Raw genomic sequence first — 23,405 nt, forward strand, 5'->3', positions numbered from 1 at the left:
CCATAACAACAGCAAGTTGGAGTGAGCGTTTTATTAGCAAGCAATAAAAAAAGCGCCCAAGCTGGCTGGTGCTTGAGCGCCTTTAGTAAACTAATGGGGTGAATTAAAAGTTGTAACCACCACCGATCATGAATACCCATGGGTCGATATCAACGTCTGTTGAGTATTGTGTTGTAGTTCCACCCACTGTTTGTTTGTACTTAGCTGTTGTACCAATATCTGCATACCAAACTGACGCATTCAGGAACCAATCTTCATTGATCATATAATCAATACCGATGTTAGCCGCCAAGCCCCAAGAGTCATCCAGAGATAGGTCACTTAAGCCTGCACTTTTACCCGTGCCATTCAAACTTTCATCGAAGAATACCGTGTAGTTGATACCCGCACCCACGTAAGGTCGGAAGTCGCTGTTCGCTTGACCGAAGTAGTACTGCACCATAAACGTTGGCGGTAGGTGTTTAGTGTCAGCAACTTTGCCTAAGCCATTTACAGAAATATTATGTGAAAATGGGCTCGCTGCTAGTACTTCAAAACTGATGTTATCAGTAAACATGTAGCCGAACGTAAGACCAAGTTGAGTATCTGAATCAACCGAAAACTCTAGGTCTGAATTGTTAAGTACAGCGCCACTGCTGTCGTTTGGAGAAACGGTCGCTGCACCTGCACGGATGATGAAATCACCTTCTTTATGAGCAAGTACATTGGTAGACATAAGAGCCGCAATAACCGCAATACCACATACTGTTTTTTTCATTATTATTTCCTTTTGTAGGGCTTGTTCTAATTGTGAATGAGTAATCATTTCTTATTTTGCGTGCAAGGTAGCATATAATAACCCTACTTTATTGATGGAAATCAATTTGTGAAAACTTGTAACTATTTATGTAAATTTATATCGATTCGATCACTTTATTCCTCCATTTTATTGACAGTTTTGTAATGCAACTTTCCCGTGCGTCATGCCGTTAAATCCAACACCTCAACCTTACTCGAATCTTTTGGATCAAAATGAAGCAAGCCAGCATTTCGTGCGCATCAATTTGGTGCAGCCTCGTATTCTTAGCTCACACCTCACTTAATATTCAACAAGTTACATTTGGCTTAGTGCTTGCAAGTCTATGTTCATAATCATAAGTACATTGAGGTTCTGACTATGCAAGACACTCTAACGATCGTTCTGGCCGGCGGTGTTGGCTCTCGGCTTTCTCCCCTCACCGATAACCGCGCAAAACCTGCGGTACCCTTTGGTGGCAAATATCGAATCATCGATTTCACTCTCGCGAACTGCTTACACTCTGGGCTACGGCAAATTTTGGTACTGACTCAGTACAAGTCTCACTCTTTGCAAAAACATTTAAGAGATGGTTGGTCGGTGCTTAACCCCGAGCTAGGCGAATACATCACCAATGTTCCCCCACAAATGCGCACAGGTGATAGCTGGTATAGCGGAACGGCCGATGCGATTTATCAAAACTTGTATCTGCTTTCACGTAGTGAAGCCAAGCATGTGGTGGTGCTATCCGGTGACCATATCTATCGTATGGACTACGCGCCAATGCTCAAACAACATAAACAGAGCGAAGCCGACTTAACGGTGGCTTGTATGGAAGTGTCGATTGATGAAGCCAAAGAGTTTGGCGTTATGGAAATTAACGAATCGCATCAGATAAATAACTTCACAGAAAAGCCCCGTTATCCTGCCTCCGTACCCGGAAGACCAACACGAAGCATGGCTTCTATGGGAATTTATATTTTCGATAAAGAAGTGCTTACACAAGCACTGCTGGCGGATGCAGAAGATCCAAATTCCAGCCACGATTTCGGTAAAGATGTGATACCTAAATTGGTGGAGGATAAAAGCGTTTATGCCTACAAATTTGGAGACACCGAAGGCCGAGTGACACAAGATGCTTATTGGAGAGACGTTGGTACCCTCGACTCTTATTATCAAGCCAATATGGATTTGCTAAAGCCAGTTTCCCCTATCGATTTATACCAACCCGATTGGGCAATCCGCACCTACGAGCCGCAACTGCCGCCCGCGCGAACCATTGCTTCGGTCGAAGGTAACCAGGGGATATTCATCAACTCGATGATCGCGAATGGGGTGGTGATTGAAGGCGGTTCAGCGCAAAACTCTATCTTCTTCCCTAAGGTCAAAGTCAGCAATGCCGCGATTGTGATTGATAGTATTCTGTTTGAAGATGTGGAAATTGGGAAAAATTGTCACATTCAAAACTGCATCATCGATAAGAACGTTAAGGTGCCAGATGGAACCCAAATCGGCATTGATAGCCTGGCCGATGCCAAACGCTTCCACATATCGAAAAAAGGCGTAATTGTGGTGCCCTCTTCTTACGAGTTTAATGAGTCTTAACCTCTAATACTGGTCACTCAGCATTCATCAGTAACACCCCTTTACTTACAAAAAGCGCCCCATAAAAACAGGGCGCTTTTCTAAAATCGAATCGAACTACTTAGGTGCTAGCTCATAGTTCTCTTGCATCTCATGAGGAGCTATTCCATACTCATAATCCGCTAGATAACCATCCTTATAAACCTTCATTCCCTTTTCATCCCAACTGACTTTGATCACCGCTGTTTTACCATCTTCACTGCCCATCAGTTCGAGCATTTCATCGTCAATCTTAATTGCTTTGATGGTTTTAATACGCTTAAACGGTTTAAATTCAGTGGTCGATGTTGGCAATGAACCATAGCTGCTGATCCAGGTTTCTTTTGGTACTAGCCATTGATTGAAAATGTCATCCACAATCGTTTTAGGCATACTTGCAATCACTACATCACTCGTCATTACATTATTTGTCTCTAAGCTGTAACCGCCCTTACCATCTGAAACATAAGTCGGAAAATCAACGCCAATTTCAGACTCTGTTGGCAAACGCCCTAAGGTGACCGACTTCTTGACGTACAGCTCTGCGGTTTCAAACTGTTGCATGATTTCTGGAATTTTCTGAAACTCAACAGGTGCAGAAAAAGCATTAAAAGCGAAAGAAAGAGATGCCGCGATTGCAGCTAATTTAACAGGCATTTTCATGGTGATGGGTCCAAGTATAATGAAGTTGTTAGAGTATCCCGTACCAATGGTCGCCTCAACGCTTAACTATTCTTTACATCAGTAATTGTGATACTGAGTGACGAATTGATAAAAACCACTACCACGATTGACCTCCCCTCTCAAAGATTCAACTCTCCTTCGATTTCAAACGAAAAACTATCTCAAATGAAAAACCGACATCATTTTTACCGTACTGTCAGCCTTATGTCAGTGGCGCAAAATGGTAAGTCCTGCGTTCGAACGAAACTAAAATGAGATCTCGATGATCATTTTGAGGTTCTCATGAAGGCTATTTACATCATTACTGCAGCTTTATTGCTGAGCAGCTCTTTAGCAAATGCAAACGTGCACAAATGGAAAAATACCCAATTTCAGACCTACTCCGATAAAACGCAGGTGAGATTTTTATTGGTAAACCGTTACACCAAACAAGCGGATTACTACCTGCGAATTGATGACAAAGAATTTCCAAACAAGATCCAATTGGATGCAAACCAAGAGATAGAGCTAGATATCAATGTAAAAACTCCAGCCTCTCAAATTACCAAGAAAAAGATCTGCACACGCATGGTGACGGATTCTCCGAACAGCTACGAAGTGTGCACCAATCTCAGGTTCAAACGGTATTAACTAAATTCAAATGGTACTTACTATGTACAAAACCATTACAACGCTACGCAGAGTTTTATTGACTGCCGTTGCCCTGGTTATCGCTTCATTGGCCAGTATTTCTGTAACGAGCCCTGTACTTGCGAACCCGATACCGAGTGTATCTAACCCATCAGGAACCGACCGAATTCGTACCTCTGAGGGGGCTTCTTGTGAACAAGCCATTTCCACAGGCAAAACCGTTCAATTCGGTACCTATGGTTCAACGGGCAATGAAGATAGCGACAGCTATTACAACAATTATTACTACCAGAATCAGGATGAGGCAGGCGTTTATGCGGCTGTCACACTGCAGTTTGGTGGTGAGGATCGAGTTGACTGTCGTCGACTCTACGAGTTCGAGCTCCGTGAGCGAGAACGTATAGAAGAGCTTGCTCAAGCGGAGCATGAGTTAAAGCTATTACAAATCGAAGCAGAGAAATATCGTCTGCTGAAGATGAAACAAAGCAATACCACTTTTTCGGAGTAAAAAATGCTTAATAAAAAACCTCTACTTGGCCTTACTGCCATCGCTATTTTTGCAACCAGCACTGCCTATGCACATCCCCCTGGTCATAAAGACGATAAGACAGGAGATGTCGTGTTCTCGGCATCTGTAGAGTCTCAATGTGGCATAGAAGCAACGGAAGACAAGGCTAATCTAGCTTTTGGCGAAAGTTACAATGAATCCCATGCAACCGTGAAGCTCGTTAGTAACAAAAACAGTATTAAAATTCGAGCGGAAGAGATCAGGTTAGAGTCATTCCATGGACAAATTCAAAAAAGCGATGTGTATTTCCAATCAACAGGCACAACTGAGATCTCCCAGCCAGCTGAAAGTTGGGAGGCTGGTGTAGACATCACTCGAGACCAAATCCGAGAAGATAACAATATGAATCTATTTGCCCGAGTTGCGGTTGATGAAAGCAATCTTGATGCGAGTGAAGATTACGAAGTAAAAACAAAATGGAAGATTGAGTGTAACTAACTCATTCACTCTCCTACGACAAGCCCTCACACCACGAGGGCTTAAGTACTCAGAGGTAATATGAAAACCTTACTTTTATTTTTTTCGATATTGTTTGTTGCTCCTTACGCTTTAAGCGCAGGTTTAGATAGGCAAGAAGTCGAGCATTTAAACCAAATGTGTGTGAACGGTTCAAACAACCATGAACGTCGAATCTTTGATGCACTTTCGAATTCAGAATACATTGATTGGTCGAGCATTGAATTAATCGATACAGAAAGCCGTGTTAACTATACCGATACGACTATTGGGAATAAGCGAACAAATCGCGTTATGTGTGATCTTATTGTCGAATACAAATGCCACCACACAGATATTATTCTGAGTTCAACTTATCAGGTCTCGCTGGATGATAAACAGACCATCAGTAATGTTGCAGTTACTCAACAAGCCGTTACAGGTTTTATTGTCCGCGTTATGGTGAACTAACATGCTACGCACTATTGCTATCTTAATTCTTTTGACTCTGTCGAGTTACACATTAGCTGCCAACCATTCCACGCTCAGTTTTAAACAACAGATCAGAGAACGTTGTGGATTAGAAGTCATCAACAATCAAGGTGAAATGACATTTGGACAAGATTACGATGGCCGAGCGATCATCTTAAAACTGGAGTCCAATCGCAAAGATTCGCGATTACTACTCAAACTCCAACATATTGACCTAGGCTCTATTGATGAACCTCGCCTTACTGAACTCGTTCGTTTCCAAGTTGAAACGCCTGCTCGTTATGAGGGTGACATCAACTATTGGCGTCAAGGAGTCGAATTTCCTATCGAGCATCTCGCATCAAATAATGAAGTAGAAATTAAAGCGCGTATCGCTATACCAGAATTGCAACTGACAGCTGGAGAGTTTCACTTAAATATGGAGTGGGCGGTTGAGTGTTTATAGATTCACGCTCTGAGATGAAATATTTATCAAGCTACGACTATGAACCAAAGAGACAAGTTCGGGTTTACAAAACCGATAAGGAGATATTCACTGGGTCTGAGCTCAAAGACAGAACAAATAATCAATAATGAGTTTTTTTTGAACATGTATTGAAAACACGAAACATAATATGCGATCAGTTTATCAGACTTTCAAGGGAGCAAGGATAGATTATTTGATAACACTGAAGTCAATCACACATGTGTACTTTCACTGTTGGTCAATCCATCCGATGTTTGCTACGTTTAAATGACACAGTCATTGGAAAGGTATGATTTATGAAAATAAATGTTCAAACACATCATGTATCAATTAACGACGAGTCACGTGCAGACATCGAAGGTAAATTCGAGAAGATATCTAACCATTTCCCATCACTGATCAGCTGCGACATCATCATTACTAAAGAACACGGTCAACACCAGGTTGAAGTATTCACCAACTACGAAGGTGTAAGAGTAACAGCAAAATCTACAGACGATGTTATGTACCCAGCAATCGCTGCAGCACTCAAAAAACTTGAAGCAGGTCTAAGTAACCGTAAGGGACAATTGAAATCCGATCTACACGAGAAGCCAACGAGCACGAAGCCAGAGATTGCTTCGGACATCATCCAAGAGATGAAACTGGTATAACTCGACAAGTAGTTACAGCGCACTAACGAATAGAAGCGTACAAGAATTGCAAAGCCAGCACACGTTGCTGGCTTTTTCGATCTACACCTCAATCAATTTATCAACCTGTCTATTTGTCTATTTGTCTATTTGTCTATTTGTCTATTTATCACTTTGATTTGGCTTATCTCGGCTGTCTAACATCCCTTTTGCTTCCCATCTTAGAACCAAGCCCAACTCTATCTCGTTTTAACAGACTTATGTCACAGGCTGCTATAACAATGACTAGTCGTATTTGGTACAGTTATAAGCAGAAATTTAAACAATAAAGGAATGTTGATTATGAAAAAAATCGCGCTAATTCTATTTCTAGCGACTCAACTGATGGCTTGTACAGAAGTAGGCAGTGAAGCTTGGTGTACAGATATGAAAGAAAAGCCGAAAGGCGACTGGACTGCCAATGAAGCTGGTGATTTTGCTAAGCATTGTATTTTCTAAACACTGCTAAGCGTTAATTAACAACACTTGATAACACTGAGTGAAAGACGTTTAACGACGAATTGAGCACTCCACGCAACACAATGAACCCGAATAAGCGAGTTTGAGTATGGGACACCAACTAGGTAATGACTGGAAGCACATCGAATGGGTATTAACCGACGTCGATGACACGCTCACTTGGAAAGGCTCACTCCCTCCAGAAACCCTGATTGCGTTACAAAAGCTGAGAGACAGTGAAATCAAAGTGGTCGCAGTAACGGGAGCTTGTGCTGGTTGGTGTGATCATATTGCGCAGCTTTGGCCTGTCGATGCCGTGCTTGGAGAGAACGGCGCCTTCTTACTAGAGAAGCAAAATGGTGCATTACAACTCTCATCTGAAACACCACTAGAACAAGTGCGTCAGAACCAAGCCAAGCTAAAACAAGAAGTTGAAACGATCTTGTTGAATTACCCAGACCTATCTTTAACATTGGATCAAGCCTATCGCTTGTGTGAGGTCGCGATTGATATCGGCCAAAACCGTAAGCCTGTTGATCCTGAAACTGTTCAAGCGGTACTCGAAAGAATACACGCTTTAGGCGCACACGCGACGGCAAGTTCGATTCATATCAACGCTTGGTACGGCGAGCACTCAAAGAAAAACGCCGTGCACCGTTTCCTGGCTGATAAAGGCTTATCGCTTGAGAAAATTCACAATCAGGCCTGCTATGTCGGCGATTCAATGAACGATCAACAGATGTTCGAATCACTACCACTCACCGTTGGCGTGGCAAACATTAAGCATTATTGGAATAAGTTAGATCATCATCCAAGTAAGGTGATGTCACAGCCGGGTGGCTATGGGTTTGCAGAATTTGTGGATGCGCTGCTGGCAGTTAAAAGCTAGACTCTTAAAAACGAGTCACACCCTTCTACTTCTAACAAGGTCTCAGGTCACTCAATAGACATAAAAAAACGACCACTAGGTAGACCGAAGTACCTAGGGTCGTTTGAGCTTCAAAATGCTAGATAAGCTCTTAACTTTGACACATCACACAAAACACGCTGCATTGCACCATATGTTTATATAAGTTTGTTACGAATATGGATCACCACCGCTTCTGCAACGATAACCACTGCGAAGATACTCACTAATACCATCGAAACTTTTTGCCACTCAAAAAGGTTTTGCGCATCGTTTAGCACCACGCCAATACCACCAGCGCCCACTAACCCCAATACCGCAGATTCACGTACATTGATGTCCCAACGGAACAACACGATGGAGTAGAAAGCGGGCATCACTTGTGGCCAATACCCTTTAAGCAAGATACTCATCCAAGAAGCGCCGGTTGCGCGCAAAGCTTCGATAGGCCCCATGTTCACTTCAGCAATTGCTTCCGCTAACAGCTTCCCTACAAAGCCGATACTACGAATGGCAATTGCCATAATGCCTGCGAGAACACCGGGGCCAAACAGTGCGATGAACAGCAATGCCCAAACCAATGAGTTCACAGAACGTGAAGACACGAGAAAGAATTGAGCAATCCAGTTCAAGGCTTTATTCGGAGTGATATTTGGCGCGTTCAATAACGCCAAAGGAATCGCAAATATCAAGGTAAACAAGGTACCTAACGTCGCAATGTGCAGTGTTTCAATCATCGCTGCGTGAATTGATTCAGGATAGAAAGCGTAGTCCACTGGCACCATACGCTCAAACATGTCAGCAAACTGCGCTGGCGCGTCGTATAGGAACTCAGGAATCACTTCAACTGTCTGCCAAGACCAAACAATCGCACACACTAAGCTAAGGTAAACGGCAAATCGAGCCACGCGTTCGTTTGGTGTAAAGCGCTGCCACTCTTTATCGATAGATGCTGTTGTCATTAAAAGATTCTCCTAACAATGTTGGAAAGAAATTCACCCACAAGAATCAATGCGATAATGGTGATCAAAATAGCGGCGACGAAGTCGTAGTCAAAGCGTTGGAATGCCGAGAATAACGTGCCACCTAGGCCACCCGCACCCACGATGCCAACCATGGTTGAGTTCCGTAAATTCGAATCCAACTGGTAGCTCGCAAAACCAATAAAACGAGTAAAGACTTGAGGCATTACCGCATACAAAATGACGCTGATAAAACTGGCACCGGTTGCTTTAATCGCTTCAACCGGTTTAAAAGAGATCTCTTCAATCGCTTCTGCAAAAAGCTTGGCAATAAAACCAATCGATGCGAAGACCAAGGTCAGGATCCCAGCAAGGGCACCAAAGCCCACCGCTTTCACAAATAGGATTGCGATGATCACCGGATGAAAAGAGCGACACAGTGCGATGAAACAACGTATTGGTGTAGATACTATTGAAGGCATCATATTTCTCGCAGCTAACAAGCCCAGAAACAATGAAATAACGATGCCAAAGAAGCTTGAGATAATCGCAATCTGTAAACTTTCTGCTAACCCGCTCAGCAGTAAGCTAGTACGCGAAAAATCAGGCGGAAACATTCTTGATAGTAACCGCTCACTTTCACCAAAGCCGATGATCAAACGATCAAAGGTCAGCCCTAAAGTCGAGAAACTGTAAAACAGATACGCAACTATCGCAGCTATTATTGCTCGGTTAGCCCACGAGGTTTTGAACGGGTTTTCATGCTTCGCTGGCGATTGGTTTGACGCTACGCTTGGCGATGAGCTTGGGTTTAATCCAGCCATGACTCACCCCCATAAATAATTTTTAGGTCTTCTTCTGAAATACCTTCAGGGCTGCCATCGTAATGCACCTTGCCATTACACATACCAATGATGCGCTTGGCATAACGCTTAGCTAAATTCACATCGTGGATATTCACCAACACGGGAATGTTTTTCTGTTCTGCGAATGTCTCCATCAACTCCATGATCTCAACCGCAGTTTTCGGGTCGAGTGATGAAGTCGGTTCATCCGCCAATAAGATATAGGGGTCTTGCATAACGGCACGAGCGATACCGACACGCTGTCTTTGGCCGCCCGATAAACTGTCGGCACGTTGGTTAGCAAAGTCTTGTAGGCCAACAAATTCAAGTAACTCGAACGCTTTGGCTAGGTCTTGTGCAGAGTAGTTGCGACGCCATGCATTCCAAGCGGTCATGTAACCCAAACGGCCACTCAACACGTTTTCGATAACCGTTAGACGTTCCACGAGATTATATTCTTGGAACACCATGCCGATGTGTCGACGCTGTTTACGTAGCGCTTGGCCTTTTAGTTGAGTCAGGTCTGCGCCATCAAATATGATCTCACCTTGGCTTGGATCGTTGAGTCGGTTGATACAGCGCAGAAGCGTACTTTTACCGGTACCAGATGGACCAATGATCGCGATGATACCTGGCTCATCGATATCAATATTAATGCCTTTAAGGATTGGCTTGCCTGCCACGTATTCGTGGAAAAGGTTGTTTATCTTTATTCCTTCATAGCTTGCTACGGCCATACTGCATTTCCTTGTGCGAATTTTAGAATGATCTATGCCCTACCCGCGAGGGCATAGATACTGATACCAATCGTAGTAAATAACTGCTCACCCTAGCTTGTTAAAAACCTCGATAACTTCGTTAGAATTTTTGATTGTAGAATAACTACTTATCGAAAAATTCTGCCTTGTTCTCAAGCTTTTTTTCTACGCTATGTTTGATCACTTACTTACTGTGATTGGTATTAGTTAAGGTAAGTATTTAAAGAACTAAGTCTTTCTAAAACTTAGTCTTCTAATAGAAAAAGAGTTAGCCGTTGTTTGCTTGTTTTGCTAGCTCAGCTGCTTTTTTCTTTGCTCGTTTAGCCGCATCTTTTTCAGCCAGTTTCTTCAAACCAGTTTTGGTGTAAGCCGTACCTGTCGCATGAGCGATATCACGAATCACATCCCATTCTTCTTTGTAGCTGATTGGCGAGAAACGGTCTGCACCTTTAAACGATGCGCTCATTTCTGGTGTAAAGCGGTAACTAAAGAAAGCCTCGTTGATCTTCTCAACTAGCTCTGGTTTTAGGTTGTAAGCATAGCCAAACGCAGACGTTGGGAAACGTGGGCTACGGTAGATGATCTTCAGTTCAGAATCGTCGACACGACCTGCTGCGACCATGCGGTCATAAACGTCCGATGCCACAGGTGCTGCGTCATAATCTCCATTGAAGACGCCTAGAATCGATTGGTCATGCTTACCTGAGTAAAGCACTTTGTAATCTTCATCTGGCACTAGGCCTTTCGCAGGGAATAACGCACGTGGAGCTAGGTTGCCAGAGTTGGAAGATGCAGAAGTGTGTGCAACCTTTTTGCCTTTCAGATCAGTCATTTTGTTAATGCCGCTGTCTTTACGCACAATCGTGATTAGGTTGTAGCCTTGGAAGCCAGACTCATCGCCTTTCACTGCGATTGGAACGTAACCCGCGAGGTTAACTGCGTAGCCTGTTGGGCCCGTAGAGAAACCTGCAACGTGCAATCGACCAGAACGCATCGCTTCTACTTGCGCAGAATTCGAGTGCACCGTGTAGTAAATCACTCGCTTACCTGTAATTTTACTTAGGTGAGCTTGGAAGTCGGCGAACGCATCTTTGTATAGCGCTGGGTCTTCTACCGGAGTGTAAGTAAACACAAGCGTACTTGGGTCGTTCCACTCATCTGGATTCTTCGGTGAATCGGCGACCAAATCTTGGTTTTCATCACAGTATCGATCGTCTAACACACCACGGCTAGAGCAGTCGCTTGCCATAGCCATTGAAGGAAGTAGTAATGAGCTAGCGATTAACAGTCCTTTAACACTGATTTTCATATTCAAACCTTACTTTTACTTATTGTTGAAAGTCATCTTCGCTATTGCAGCCTTTGTGCCACCTTTTAATTCATTTAATTTCAACAACTTAATTTAAAACCCAAATTGGCAAATTACTTTTGTGTCATTCTTGTCCAACTCACAAACCACCATTTGGGTCATTTATGTCCCGCTAATTTCGGTGGTAAAAAAGAGCCCGAAGGCTCTTTGATTCACTGCTTTTTCTCTTGTTATTCTTTGGCTACGCGCTCTCTGAATCGCCTAAGCGTCGCTGTCCATACAGTTAGCGTAATACGTTACCGTTGCAGGCCAATCGCTGAATACGCCCATAACACCAACATCTTGCGCCAGTACATCAAGCATTTTCATCATATCGCCATCATTATTAATGCCGTCTGTCACGCTCTTGTAATACCAACCACCGCCTTGCGCTAGCGGGCCAGAACGTTCCAGTGTCCATGCGATAATGTCGAGGTCTACATCCTTAGCCAGTTTCGCGTAGTTAGACGCCACCAACTCGTTGTTCTTATCAAGCTCAACTAAAGCAAACAGAGGTGGTGCGATGATATTCACGCCCGCATCGTGTAGCTCTTTCATATTTTCAACAGACGCGACAAAGTCCGCTTGCTCATAAACACGGTCATCAAGGTAAACGGCTTGTTTACCGAACTTCGGTGTTTCATTGATCCAATACTTCACATCATCCAGGTTGAATGACTGTAGATAAGTCTCAGAAGGCTTGAAACCCGCCTCTTTCAGTTCATCCACCAGCTTCTGCGCGTACATCTCTTGGCTAAAGCCATTGAAAGGCATATCTACCGCTGCTGATTTCAATTCAGGAGTGACCTTCACGCCGTGCTCTTTAAACAGTGCTGCACTTTCTGCGTGTGTCATCAATGTCCCACTTTGGCTGTAAAGATCGGTTCTCCAACCAGGCGTGCCATTCATGTACTCTTCAACCGTGGTGGCTTTTGGGTTCGCACCATCCATTTTCCCTTTGAGCGTCTTAAACTCAGCCAACGTGAAATCAGAAGTACGGCACTCAACCTGAGCATCTTCGCCTGTCGCTGGATTAGCTGGTGTAAATGGGGTTGAGCACTTCTCAGCAAGATCTGGGTGTGCTAATACATCGGTCGTCGTGTGCAGATCACTTTGCGAGTGACGGCATACCAACGCCTTATCTTTGGTGAAGGTCACATCACACTCGACAACGCCAGCGCCCATTTGAATCGCCGCTAAATAAGATTCCTTAGTGTGCTCAGGAAACTGCATCGCAGCTCCGCGATGCCCAATAGAAAAATCACTACGATGAAAAGGTCCTTCGCTGCAACTCAACAGCTTATTTTTCAAAGGGCTCTCATCCATATTGTTGACTAAAAAGAGGGGACGAGGTCCTAAGTTTGCTGGTTCTGCAGCGGCCCATGCCGTTATTGAACTCATGCCTAATATCAGAGCAATCGAACCTTTCAGTATTTGCTTCATGTTTGTATCTCCTTGCAACAAGCAATTATTTTTCTAATGTCCTTTATTCGATCATTCAATGTTGGATAGTTGTCATATATAGATAGCTGTCATATATTTTTTGACTCAACACCGAATAACCTCATGTGGGCTGACGCCACAATGTAGGGATTGCACGCTTTGTGCCAGATGTTAAAGCTCTTTTATTACAACCACTTGAAACAGTTAGCCATTCGACTAAAAACCAAATGGGTCATTGTTGTCTTGTGCTTTTTCTTTTGGTTTTGCTTTTGGGTTTCCATTTAACAAACACCTGAACGAATTAAGCTTTGAAACTCTCTTTATCCAATTGGTGTTTCTTCATTTTTCGATAAAGGGTTTTACGCGGTAAATTCAGCTTACTTGATACCTCGTTAATGTTGCCTGCGCTTTCTATTAGCGCTTCAGTCAATACATTCCTTTCGTACTGCTCCATCTGCTTTTCAAAGGCGAAATCTTCTCCGGACGCTTCACAAATCGGCGATTGAAGATCGAAGCCATCACCGACGATACCCAACACAAATCGATCAGCGACATTACGCAGTTCACGAACGTTACCTGGCCATTCATGCCGACATAGCTGCTGTATCTGCTCAGGGTAAATCGTTGATGGGCGCGTCTTATATTTGTGGCTCGCTTGAATCACAAAATGGCGAAACAGCACCTGAATGTCTTCTTTTCGTTGGCGCAGTGCCGGAAGGTTTAAGCTCGCAATGTTCAAGCGATAAAAGAGATCAGCTCTGAATTCCCCAGACTCACTCAAGCTCACAAGATCGGCTTTGCTGGCTGCGACCACGACGATGTCGACAGGGATCAATTCATTGCCGCCAACGCGTTCTATCATTCGCTCTTGAATCACACGCAGCAGTTTTATTTGCACCGCAATCGGCATACTTTCTATTTCATCGAGAAACAGAGTACCGCCATTGGCTTGTTCTATTTTGCCAATGCGTTTCTTGTTCGCGCTGGTAAACGAGCCCGCTTCATGACCAAACAACTCACTTTCGATAATGCTTTCAGTCATGCCGCCACAGTTGATCGCGACAAAGGGCTTCGCCTTACGACGGCTAAATTGATGCAACGCGCGAGCAATCACCTCTTTGCCTGTTCCTGTTTCGCCGTTGATGATGGTATCAACACCAGTATGAGACAGTGCGAGTACTTGCTTACGTATCGTATCCATCGCTTTTGATTGGCCAATAATCACAGATTCAATCGGTAGATCCTCTTGTTCATCGCCACGCGAGGTTGACGGGCAATTGTGTTGACATTGGGTAATCGCCAAATCAAGCTTTTCCACCAGCTCACTCGAATTAAGCGGTTTTTCCAAGAAATCAAAAGCGCCCAACTTCATCGCTTCGATCGCCATTGGAATATCGCCATGACCACTCATCAACAAAACGGGCACATTCGGGGCACGGTGTTGAATTGAGCTCAACAACGTCAAACCGTCCACTTTCGGCATGCGTACGTCACACAACACAACCGACTGACTGTTCGCTTTGAGCGACTTCAAGCCAAGGTTGGGATCAGTAAAGGTGGTGACGCTAAACCCTTCTAGCTCTAACATTTCGCTCACGGCTTCGACGACATCAATTTCATCGTCAATAAGAACTATGTGTTTTTCTGGAATCATGAACCTGTGCCTTTTGGTAGGGTGACGATAAAGGTGGTGCCTTGGTGTTCAACCGATTCCACGTGAATCGAGCCGCCAAAGTCTTTTATTATGTTGTATGCGATAGACAAGCCGAGCCCGAGCCCCTTACCTGTTGTTTTGCTGGAATAAAATGGGTCAAACAAATACGGGATATCTTCTTCAGGGATACCCAATCCGTTGTCCTTGACCGAAATCTGTATGGTGTTCGAAAACACTTGAGTAGAGATGCAGAGCTTAGGTTGCTCTTTGTGCTCAACGGCATCCAGAGCATTGCTGATCAAGTTAACCAATACTTGTTCCAAACGAATACTGTTGGCTCGAACCATCTGGTAACTTTGCGGTGAATACTGAATCGACACTGCGCTCAGTCTGGTTTCAAACAGATCAATCGCATCACCGACGACCTTATCCAACTCGACGTTATCAATCTTGCCATCGCTCTTGCGTGAGAAGGCTTTTAAGTGACGAGTAATCGCAGCCACTTTATCTAATAAGACCTCGATCTTTTTCAGGTTCTCTTCTGCCCTGTCAGGCCTTTGCTTACCTAACCATAATTGAGCACTTCGAACGTGGCTATTCACAGCGGTCAGAGGTTGATTGATCTCATGAGTGATCCCAACACTTAGTTGACCTAGCGCAGCCAATTTCCCCGCTTGTATCAATTCGTCTTGGGTCACTCGTAATTTGGCTTCAGCTAAGGTGCGCTCTTCAACCTCTGCCTCTAATTTACGATTGGTTTGCTTAACGACTTTGGCCGTGGTTTGGAATACCTTCAGGTACTTGGCCATTTGCGTCACTTCGTCTTTGCCACGAATAGAAACCTCGGTATCTAAATGACCGGTAGAAATCGCAAACATGTTGTCTTTGAGCTGTAAAAGCCGTTCTAAAATACTTTTACGTACGTAGAACCACGAAATGGCAGCGGCAGCCAATACGCTAAACAGAGAAAGAAAAAGAGAGAGCTGCTGATTCGATTGTAAAGACAGCTGCGCCAGCTGAATCGATTGGTCAATATTGCTATTCACCTTGCTGGTGTTGCTTTCGATCTGCACGGTTAACTGGTTCAAATGTTCACGGCTGTTTTGCAGGAAATATTGCTCTTGATAGAGATGATCGAGCGCTTTGTTTTTCATCCCATACAAGCTGCTATCGCTTGAGGCAAGGTTATAGATCACTGTGAGTTGATGATCTAATTCAGGAAAATCATTTCTTAAATCACCACTGACCCAAAGCTTCCACCACTCTTCCCCGACTTGCTCTAGACGGTAGCTAGTGTAATCGAGCTCATTAAAGCTTGAGTCGTTATACAGCTTCTCTACTAAGCCTAATTGGTAATAAAGCAGAGATTTCAACTGAGTATATTGGATTTGATCTTTGGCTGACTCAGGCAAACTATCGAGTGAATCACTGGCTTGTTGCAATAGAGGATAAAAGCCTTCAAGCAAATTACGAAGTTCTTGATTGAGTTGTTCTGACTCAATCTCACTTTGATACAACAGACTCAGACTATTATTAACTTGGGCGATAAGATCTTTAAAATAGGCATGATAGTCAGAAAAATGAACCATAACGCTATTCATTACTGAAATGGCCTCTTCAATTTTAAGCATCGCCTGTTTACGCTCTAAATTGGATTCAGCATCACTGAGTTGAGATGAAGTCGTGATAATCACACGCACCATATCATTAAGGCGTGCAGCGTTATCTAAGGCGGGGATTTCGCTCTCTTTTAATTCGACAAGGCGTTGGTTTAAATCGTCAAAGGTGAAGCTAGAGACAACTGAGAGGAAGATGGTGGTCATTGATAACATAGCCAATGCCAATACCAAGCGCAGTTCAATACCTTTCCAACCAAACCACTTGCGACGCGGGATTTTGATCGAAAATGGGCGCTCAAAACTGTCTTTGTTTTCTATCACCTCGGAGACATGACTACTCACTCGCTCCACCTTCTTCTCATCATAAAATTAACAGGATCCGTCAATGATTCAATCAGTTAGGTGGTTTACCTATTTAATCTTAGATCTAATAGCTTTAGTGAAACTATTAAATGAAGAGTAATCATTAACATTTCACATAAGATATCATAACAATTATTTTATAAAGCTTGAGCTGTCTGTTTTGCGATAATAGAAAGTGACCTCACCGACAGAAACGTGATTACTTTATCAATACCAGCCGAGTAAAGTGAATTCATCAGTCTCAATTAAGCAGTAAAACTCACGTAATATTAATCAGTTAAGGTTTATTGATACCAAAAAAAATCGCACAAGCTTTCACTCGTGCGATTTCATTTGTGGCATGTCCATCTACTAGCTGAAACTAAACGATCTTAGAGAATGATCATCCCATCTCGATAAGTCAGTGCTGGCGAAACATCTTGCCCGAGTAACACAGGGCCATCGAGGTCGACAATCTCAGATTGAACCGCAATAGGTAATGCTGCACGCATCGCCAATGAGGTACCTAACATACAACCCGACATCAGAGTAAATCCTAGCCTTTGAGCTTCTTCAGCAAGTACCAATGCTTCGGTCAAGCCACCCGTTTTATCGAGTTTGATGTTGACCATTTCATACTTACCCAACAGCGATGAGAGCTGTGAAGTGGTATGACAGCTTTCATCAGCACACAATGGGATCGGGTGCTTGATGTGTGCCAGTGAGGCATCATGTTGCTGTGGAAGAGGTTGTTCGATCATCGCAATATCAAACTCTGTTAGTTGATTAAACAACTCTTCGAGATTCAACCCTGTCCAGGCTTCATTGGCATCCAGTACAATCTGAACATCTGCCGCAGCTTCTCGCACAGCACGAACACGCTCTACTACCTGCTCGCCATCAAGCTTCACTTTTAGAAGTTTCGCCCCATTCGCCACATAATCTCGAGCTTGTGTCGCCATCGCTTCCGGTGTGCCAATGGAGACTGTCATTGCAGTCACGATTTGAGCAGGTAACTCAAACAAGCTATTTGGAAACGTCTGTTCGTTCTGCTGCGCTTCAAAATCCCAAAGCGCACAATCGACCGCATTTCGCGCTGCTCCTCCAGTCAATAAAGACTGAAGATGATCTCTTAGCTCTGCGGGATCGGTAACGCCTCGTTCAAACATAGCTTCAAGGGCACTAGACGCTTGTTGAATTTGCGCTAACACAGACTCCGATGACTCGCCGTATCGTGGGTAAGGCGTACATTCGCCCTGAGCTTGTTTACCACCATGTTCAATGTAAACACGAACAACGTGACACTCAGTTCGGCTGCCACGAGAGATGCGAAAAGGCGTTTGCATCGCGATAGTAATGGGTTCTGCTGTAATCTTCATAATTTCACTCGGTTGATGTTCGCTTTAACAAATGGAAACGTAGAAATGATGAAGTCGTTAAAGTGAATGTCGCAAATGATCAGTAATGTGTTGTACACCAAAACGAACCGGGTCCGTCACTGGTACTTGATAAAGTGTGGTCCATTCTTGGCACAATGTCTCAGCATCTTCAATGCTAATCGCCGATGTGTTTAAACAGATACCGACCAGTTTCACGTCTGGGTTCGTCAATCGCGCTGCTTGCAAGTTAGCTTCAATGGTCTGCTCTATGCTTGGCAATTGAGCATGAGGAAGGTTGCGAATGTGTGGTCGCCCTACTTCGTGACATAGCACCAAAGCGTCAGCTTGTGCGCCATGCAATAACCCCAAACTCACGCCTGCAAAAGACGGATTGAACAACGAACCTTGGCCTTCAATGATGTCCCAATCGTGGTCAGTAAAATCGGGGCTAATCGCTTCAACCGCGCCGGAAATGAAATCCGCGACCACAGCATCAATCGAAATACCGCGACCTTCAATCAAGATACCTGTCTGCCCTGTCGCTTTAAACTGAGCTGACGTTCCCGCTTGTTTAAGCGATTTTTCAATGGCCAACGCCGAGAACATTTTTCCTACTGAGCAATCGGTTCCGACCGTAAGCAGGCGCTTACCCTGACGAGGCTTACCATTACCCACGTTCAGGTCACCATCAAAATGGCGTACATCATGAAGCTTAGTCAATCCTCGCTGCTGCATGTCAGCAAGCGGTGAGAATTCACTCAAGCGCTGGTGCATGCCCGATGCAATCTCAAATCCCATTTCTGCTGCTCCCATTATGGTTGGCTGCCAAGAGTCAGGAATAACGCCACCTGGGTTTGCCGTACCAATCACTAGGGTTTTCGCGCCCTGTGCTTGTGCCTCTTGCAAGGTCATGTCCGTTAAGCCAAGTGAAACTGTGTCGTCGGTTAAACGCAGTTGGCCTAGGCAGATTTCTGGTCGCCATTGATGAATACCACGAGCCGTTTTTGCTGCGAGTGGGTCAGTAACATCCCCAAGAAAAAGAAGATAAGGTTGAGCGATAGACATGAGCATTCCTAATTAATAAGTCCTTGTATGGGTTTACTTTAATTAAGAATTTGAAGGCTGCCGAATACCTATTTATGGCGAGCCTATAACCTTAAGTTATAGGTTGAGTATGGCTCTTCAATGAAGCGATAAATTGCTTAACGGAAATCGACTGAGGGGTGTGTTCTGCGCAAAGCATCGACACTGAGAATTGGATCTCTTGTTGCAATTACAACACACAAACCAGATCGTCATGTTGATACTGTTCTGCCGTCCACGGATCCACAATCGCAAACCCCACTTGGTGCTTCACCAGTTCCGCCGCCGCGCTATATCCACGTACAGTTATCGGATGATGATAATGCTCATCTCGCGCAATAAGGCTTTGATGTAATAGAAGACCTAATGGATCGCGGCTATCGAGCCCGATGATTGGCAAAGGATAATTGATCAGATCATCGAGGGTTAATTCTGTAGGTAACTGTTCAATAGTGTGGGATGGAACCAAAACCTTGAGTGATTCGGTTAAGAGCGTTTCACTTAATATTGCAGGCGGTGTTTCGTCCCCAAACGCGATAGCAATATCAAGCTCATGCTTTAACAGCCCAGCACATAGTTCATCACGGTTGGCAGTCAGTAACTCAAAAGAGAGCTCTTGTACTCGAGACATTTGGGCTATCACCGGAGTCAGCAATTTAGTCGCCAGTATCGGCGGCGCACCAATACGTAAATGCTGATGTCCTTGCTTCACTTTGTTGGTCAGAGATCGAAATTGACCCAATTGCTGATACACCTTTTCCGCTTCTGGCAGTAAGGTTTTTGCTTCAACCGTTGGTACTAAGCGCCCTTTAACTCGTTCGAATAAACCAAACCCGAGTTGTTGCTCAGTGTGCGCCAAAATACGGGTCACATTGGGTTGCGACACATGTAGATTACGTGCGGCTCCAGATACGGTTCCGGTTTGCATGATGGCATAAAAGACTTCCAACTGTCTTAGGTTCAAATCAATGTCCTTTTGGGTTCACTTGCCTATTTAACTTATCTATTTAACTATCTATCCAGTTATCTAATCCGTTACCTGAACGAGTTTATTTTAGTAACGCTTCTATCTTAGGCTGGAGCACTTTTGACCAAGCTTGATAAGCCTTCGCATTCAAGTGCAAGTCATCACACGAGTACTCATTCGATAGAATCTGATTAGGTGACAAGACTGAATTCACATCTAAGAACGCAATGCCTTGCTGGGAACAGTACTCGCTTATCTTGCTATTGAGTAGCTCAACCGACGAATTCAAACCTTGCAGTTTCGAACCAACATAAAGCGTTGATTGCACCAAGATTCGAATATCGTTTTCTTGCCACACTTCAAGCATATCAATGTAGTTCTGGTAGATATGTTCAACATCATAACCCTGCGCTAAATCGTTTATCCCTGCCATAAAACACACCAACTTTGGATTCACATTCAACGTGGTATCAATACGGCGCAACATGCCCGTTGTGGTATCACCCGCCAAGCCACGGTTGACCATCGAGATATCGCGGAAAATATCCGCCCACGGGGCCCACTCGGTGATCGAATCACCAAACATCACTAGGTCTGCATTTGGGGAAAAATGGCGGTGATTATCTGATGTCATGATGTAACGGCTCATGCTATGGCCTCGTTGTTGAATCTCAGACTGAACAGCGACCGCCTTAAGGATGTCACTATCCGGCGTGGTGCTATCGAATTGAGCCAGTAACCCTTCAATGTGAGGCTTGAAAGGGCTCAGACGAGTATTTAATTGATGCTGTTCTTTAAGGGAAGATAACCTCTCTAATAGTGCGTATAGAGAGCTATTTTGACCAAATTCTTGGAATAACTGATACAGATCGAGGACAGGGTGTTGTTGCAGCGCGGCAAGTAATTGCTTGTCTTCCATGGTGTTATCTAACCCTTCAATTATCTAATGATGAACCAAAGATAATATCCGATTGCTTACGGGATAGATAACATTAGAAACAGAGAATGACTTATTATCAACAAGGCTGTTTACATACCGCATAAAAATATCTTCCTGGACAAATCTCGTTCCGACTCAAAAATCAGCACTTCATCATAATATGTATAAGAAATTAGCCACATATTGTGACCTCAATCTCTCAGCCTACCGTCTACTCCTATTGCCACTATTTAACGGAGGATTTATAGAATATCAGGATGGTGAATAATAAGTTAAATCATAATAATAAGGACCTTAACGTGAAACTTTCTCTATCCAATACCGCGTTGGCCGTTACCGCCATCCTACTTGCAGGTTGCCAATCTGCACCTGAATCAGTTCAAGAACCAACAGCATACCAATGCCAAGCGAATACGAATGCCAACGTGAATGACTTGAGAATCTATCAAGTGATGGTCGAAAGCTTTGTCAATGGCGATGACTCAATTGGTCATGGGACTGGCTACGGAACCAGTCACCATAACGGAGATATCCAAGGTATTATCGACTCACTTGATTACATTGAATCTCTTGGCATGAACGGTATTTGGCTAACTCCAATCTTTAATTCAGAGCCTATCGAAAACCAAGACCACTGGGCTGATAGACTGGATGCAACCGGTTATTTTGCCACTGATTATTTTAATATCGACCCTAGATTTGGCTCGATGGAAGAAGCTAAAACCTTAGTTGAAGAAGCGCATGCTCGAGGGCTTTATGTCTTCTTTGATGGCGTATTTGGCCACCACAAAAAAAACGTAGTGCCGTCACCAACAGGTAAGGTGCCCCAAGGAGAGGATAATCCAGTATCATACCCTGAGAGCCTAGCCTTCTATCAAGAAGTTGCCGAGTATTGGATCAAAGAGCTCAAAATTGATGGTTGGCGCTTAGATCAAGCTTATCAAGTGCCAAAAGAAGCTTGGAGTCAAATCAGAGAAACGGTAGACACCGCATCTTCTCAAGTCGAATACGTAAACAGCGAAGGTAAAACCGTGAACCCTCTGGGTTATATGGTCGCGGAAATTTGGGCAGGTGAGAACCGCATCATAGAAACTGGTTACGGTTCAAATGAAGCGCCGGCCTTATGTTCTGCGTTTGATTTCCCGATGCGCTACCGCCTGACGGAAACATTTGCTGTAAACGAAGCTGGCGTGGGGAACAAAGGTGGAGAGTGGCTTGCAGAAGGCATGTCTTTACATTCGTTATACCCAGACCACGCAAAGCCAAATTTAATGATCGGTAACCATGACCTTGTGCGCTTTGGTGACTTATTACAGCGCGGTGATATCGCTTCTCCACAAGACAAAGAATATTGGCAGCGCTATAAAGCGGCATTTTCATTCCAAGCAGCTTATACCGGCCCAATTACGACCTACTATGGGGACGAGATTGGCGACCAGCTAGAGGGGTTCTCCGATAAAGTTTGGACTGATGACTGTGCAATTAATGGTCTGTGTGATGATCACGTAGCCCGTACTAGCGGTAAAATTGAAGGTGTCACAGCCCAACTCAATGCGCACGAAAAAGACTTAAAGCAATACGTGACAAACTTGATGAAACTGAGAGAAACGCACCCCGCTCTATCACAAGGTAAACGTACAAACCTGATGGCCAATGATGTCGCCTATGTCGATCACAAAGCCTATGAAGGCGATGCTGTTATCTACGCAGTGAACGTTACCAACAAAGAACAAATCATAAAACTAACCAAAGAAAAATCAGGCTCCGTAGCTGATCTGAAGGATATTGAATCCAAGCAATCGGTCTCAGCTATTGGTGGTCATTACTCTATCGTTCTAAGCCCATTTGAAGCTCGTTTCTTGTCGATAACACAGCCAAGTGAGAAAGGGCCAATCGCGGCGATACTAGCGACAGGAAATGAAGTTGGACAAGGCTTCATGGCTCAATGTGACAATCCAACAATAAAAGCTGAAGGCCCTATTTCGAGCCCACTTTATGTGGTTGGCAACTTTGCTGATTCAGGTTGGAAGCACGTGGATCAACGAGAGTTTGAATATAAAGGTGATAACACTTACCAAGTCGTCACCACTGAAACGCCTGGCAGCTATCGCATGCAATATGCTTCAAAAGCTTGGTCACCTCAGTTTACAGCTGATGGGCTCAACCTGAAACTAGGGCAACTTAACTCATTAACTAAAGGTGGTTACGGGCAAGATACCGCAGTCACTATTCGTAATGCAGGACAGTATGTATGGAGCTTAAAATTTGATGATGCAGGGCAACCACTCAAAATCATGGCTTCCAAATGTACTGAATAGTCATATTTAAGGACGACTAAAAACCGCGATAAACCAC

22 protein-coding genes and 1 pseudogene are annotated in these 23,405 nt (G+C 44.0%); 10 read left to right on the plus strand and 13 right to left on the minus strand.

Features of this window, described 5'->3' with window-relative positions:
• Positions 1–103: 103 nt before the first annotated feature.
• Positions 104–757 (minus strand): outer membrane protein OmpW, encoded by a 654-nt coding sequence (gene ompW, locus BCU75_RS09160; RefSeq protein WP_076675313.1) that lies wholly within the window; start codon positions 755–757, stop codon positions 104–106.
• Between the two features lie 399 nt (positions 758–1,156).
• Between ompW and glgC the strand changes: the two genes are divergently transcribed.
• Positions 1,157–2,380 (plus strand): glucose-1-phosphate adenylyltransferase, encoded by a 1,224-nt coding sequence (glgC, locus tag BCU75_RS09165; RefSeq protein ID WP_102473627.1) that lies wholly within the window; start codon positions 1,157–1,159, stop codon positions 2,378–2,380.
• Between the two features lie 96 nt (positions 2,381–2,476).
• Here glgC and BCU75_RS09170 read toward each other — a convergent pair whose 3' ends face one another.
• Entirely contained in the window at positions 2,477–3,061 is a 585-nt protein-coding gene (locus tag BCU75_RS09170) for a hypothetical protein (protein WP_102473628.1), read from the minus strand.
• A 303-nt stretch (positions 3,062–3,364) separates the two neighbouring features.
• Here BCU75_RS09170 and BCU75_RS09175 point away from each other — a divergent pair, with 303 nt between their 5' ends.
• The 8 genes from BCU75_RS09175 to BCU75_RS09210 all read left to right on the plus strand — a co-directional run bounded on the left by BCU75_RS09175 (position 3,365) and on the right by BCU75_RS09210 (position 7,692).
• Positions 3,365–3,712, plus strand: coding sequence for a hypothetical protein (locus BCU75_RS09175; RefSeq protein ID WP_076675305.1), 348 nt, complete (start codon positions 3,365–3,367; stop codon positions 3,710–3,712).
• A gap of 22 nt (positions 3,713–3,734) precedes the next feature.
• Positions 3,735–4,220 carry a hypothetical protein gene (locus BCU75_RS09180; protein ID WP_102473629.1) on the plus strand — a complete coding sequence of 162 codons (486 nt, stop codon included), beginning with the start codon at positions 3,735–3,737 and terminating at the stop codon, positions 4,218–4,220.
• Positions 4,221–4,223: 3 nt separating this feature from the next.
• Entirely contained in the window at positions 4,224–4,718 is a 495-nt protein-coding gene (locus BCU75_RS09185) for a hypothetical protein (protein WP_102473630.1), read from the plus strand.
• Positions 4,719–4,778: 60 nt separating this feature from the next.
• Positions 4,779–5,186, plus strand: coding sequence for a hypothetical protein (locus tag BCU75_RS09190; protein ID WP_102473631.1), 408 nt, complete (start codon positions 4,779–4,781; stop codon positions 5,184–5,186).
• A 1-nt stretch (position 5,187) separates the two neighbouring features.
• On the plus strand, positions 5,188–5,652 hold the full coding sequence (locus BCU75_RS09195) for a hypothetical protein (protein ID WP_102473632.1): 465 nt from the start codon (positions 5,188–5,190) through the stop codon (positions 5,650–5,652).
• 317 nt (positions 5,653–5,969) lie between these two features.
• Entirely contained in the window at positions 5,970–6,326 is a 357-nt protein-coding gene (hpf, locus tag BCU75_RS09200; protein WP_076675292.1) for a ribosome hibernation-promoting factor, HPF/YfiA family, read from the plus strand.
• A gap of 321 nt (positions 6,327–6,647) precedes the next feature.
• Positions 6,648–6,803 carry a DUF3012 domain-containing protein gene (locus BCU75_RS09205; protein ID WP_081279990.1) on the plus strand — a complete coding sequence of 52 codons (156 nt, stop codon included), beginning with the start codon at positions 6,648–6,650 and terminating at the stop codon, positions 6,801–6,803.
• 109 nt (positions 6,804–6,912) lie between these two features.
• Positions 6,913–7,692, plus strand: coding sequence for an HAD-IIB family hydrolase (locus tag BCU75_RS09210; protein ID WP_102473633.1), 780 nt, complete (start codon positions 6,913–6,915; stop codon positions 7,690–7,692).
• 176 nt (positions 7,693–7,868) lie between these two features.
• Here BCU75_RS09210 and phnE (BCU75_RS09215) read toward each other — a convergent pair whose 3' ends face one another.
• From phnE (BCU75_RS09215) to BCU75_RS09265, 11 genes and pseudogenes are all read right to left on the minus strand, one after another.
• Positions 7,869–8,672: a phosphonate ABC transporter, permease protein PhnE gene (gene phnE / locus BCU75_RS09215; protein ID WP_102473634.1), complete on the minus strand. Its 804-nt coding sequence runs from the start codon at positions 8,670–8,672 to the stop codon at positions 7,869–7,871.
• Positions 8,672–9,496: a phosphonate ABC transporter, permease protein PhnE gene (gene phnE, locus BCU75_RS09220; protein ID WP_102473635.1), complete on the minus strand. Its 825-nt coding sequence runs from the start codon at positions 9,494–9,496 to the stop codon at positions 8,672–8,674. The genes phnE (BCU75_RS09215) and phnE (BCU75_RS09220) overlap by 1 nt, the downstream gene beginning before the upstream one ends.
• Entirely contained in the window at positions 9,484–10,254 is a 771-nt protein-coding gene (gene phnC / locus BCU75_RS09225) for a phosphonate ABC transporter ATP-binding protein (RefSeq protein ID WP_004732991.1), read from the minus strand. Before phnC ends, phnE (BCU75_RS09220) begins: the two co-directional genes overlap by 13 nt.
• A 289-nt stretch (positions 10,255–10,543) precedes the next feature.
• Positions 10,544–11,584 carry a phosphate/phosphite/phosphonate ABC transporter substrate-binding protein gene (gene phnD, locus BCU75_RS09230; RefSeq protein WP_041473170.1) on the minus strand — a complete coding sequence of 347 codons (1,041 nt, stop codon included), beginning with the start codon at positions 11,582–11,584 and terminating at the stop codon, positions 10,544–10,546.
• Between the two features lie 261 nt (positions 11,585–11,845).
• A complete protein-coding gene (locus BCU75_RS09235) occupies positions 11,846–13,066 on the minus strand; it encodes a glycerophosphodiester phosphodiesterase family protein (protein WP_102473636.1) in 1,221 nt (406 codons plus the stop codon).
• A 301-nt stretch (positions 13,067–13,367) separates the two neighbouring features.
• Complete coding sequence (locus BCU75_RS09240) at positions 13,368–14,720, minus strand: sigma-54-dependent transcriptional regulator (RefSeq protein ID WP_102473637.1); 1,353 nt, start codon at positions 14,718–14,720, stop codon at positions 13,368–13,370.
• Complete coding sequence (locus BCU75_RS09245) at positions 14,717–16,690, minus strand: sensor histidine kinase (protein WP_102473638.1); 1,974 nt, start codon at positions 16,688–16,690, stop codon at positions 14,717–14,719. The genes BCU75_RS09240 and BCU75_RS09245 overlap by 4 nt, the downstream gene beginning before the upstream one ends.
• Positions 16,691–17,073: 383 nt before the next feature.
• Positions 17,074–18,060, minus strand: a complete 987-nt coding sequence (gene dgcA / locus BCU75_RS09250; protein WP_102473639.1) for an N-acetyl-D-Glu racemase DgcA — start codon at positions 18,058–18,060, stop codon at positions 17,074–17,076.
• A 57-nt stretch (positions 18,061–18,117) separates the two neighbouring features.
• Positions 18,118–19,125, minus strand: coding sequence for an N-acetyltransferase DgcN (gene dgcN / locus BCU75_RS09255; RefSeq protein WP_102473640.1), 1,008 nt, complete (start codon positions 19,123–19,125; stop codon positions 18,118–18,120).
• Positions 19,126–19,216: 91 nt separating this feature from the next.
• A pseudogene (locus BCU75_RS09260) lies at positions 19,217–20,107 on the minus strand (LysR family transcriptional regulator).
• Positions 20,108–20,192: 85 nt separating this feature from the next.
• The gene (locus BCU75_RS09265; protein WP_076675262.1) at positions 20,193–21,029 is read right to left on the minus strand and encodes an SGNH/GDSL hydrolase family protein; all 837 of its coding nucleotides are present in this window, start codon (positions 21,027–21,029) and stop codon (positions 20,193–20,195) included.
• 278 nt (positions 21,030–21,307) lie between these two features.
• On the opposite strand from BCU75_RS09265, the gene BCU75_RS09270 reads away from it, so the two are divergent.
• Entirely contained in the window at positions 21,308–23,368 is a 2,061-nt protein-coding gene (locus BCU75_RS09270) for an alpha-amylase family glycosyl hydrolase (RefSeq protein ID WP_076675259.1), read from the plus strand.
• Positions 23,369–23,405 lie beyond the last annotated feature (37 nt).

Origin of the sequence: Vibrio splendidus (assembly GCF_002873455.1) — a bacterium.
Taxonomy (GTDB): domain Bacteria; phylum Pseudomonadota; class Gammaproteobacteria; order Enterobacterales; family Vibrionaceae; genus Vibrio; species Vibrio splendidus_J.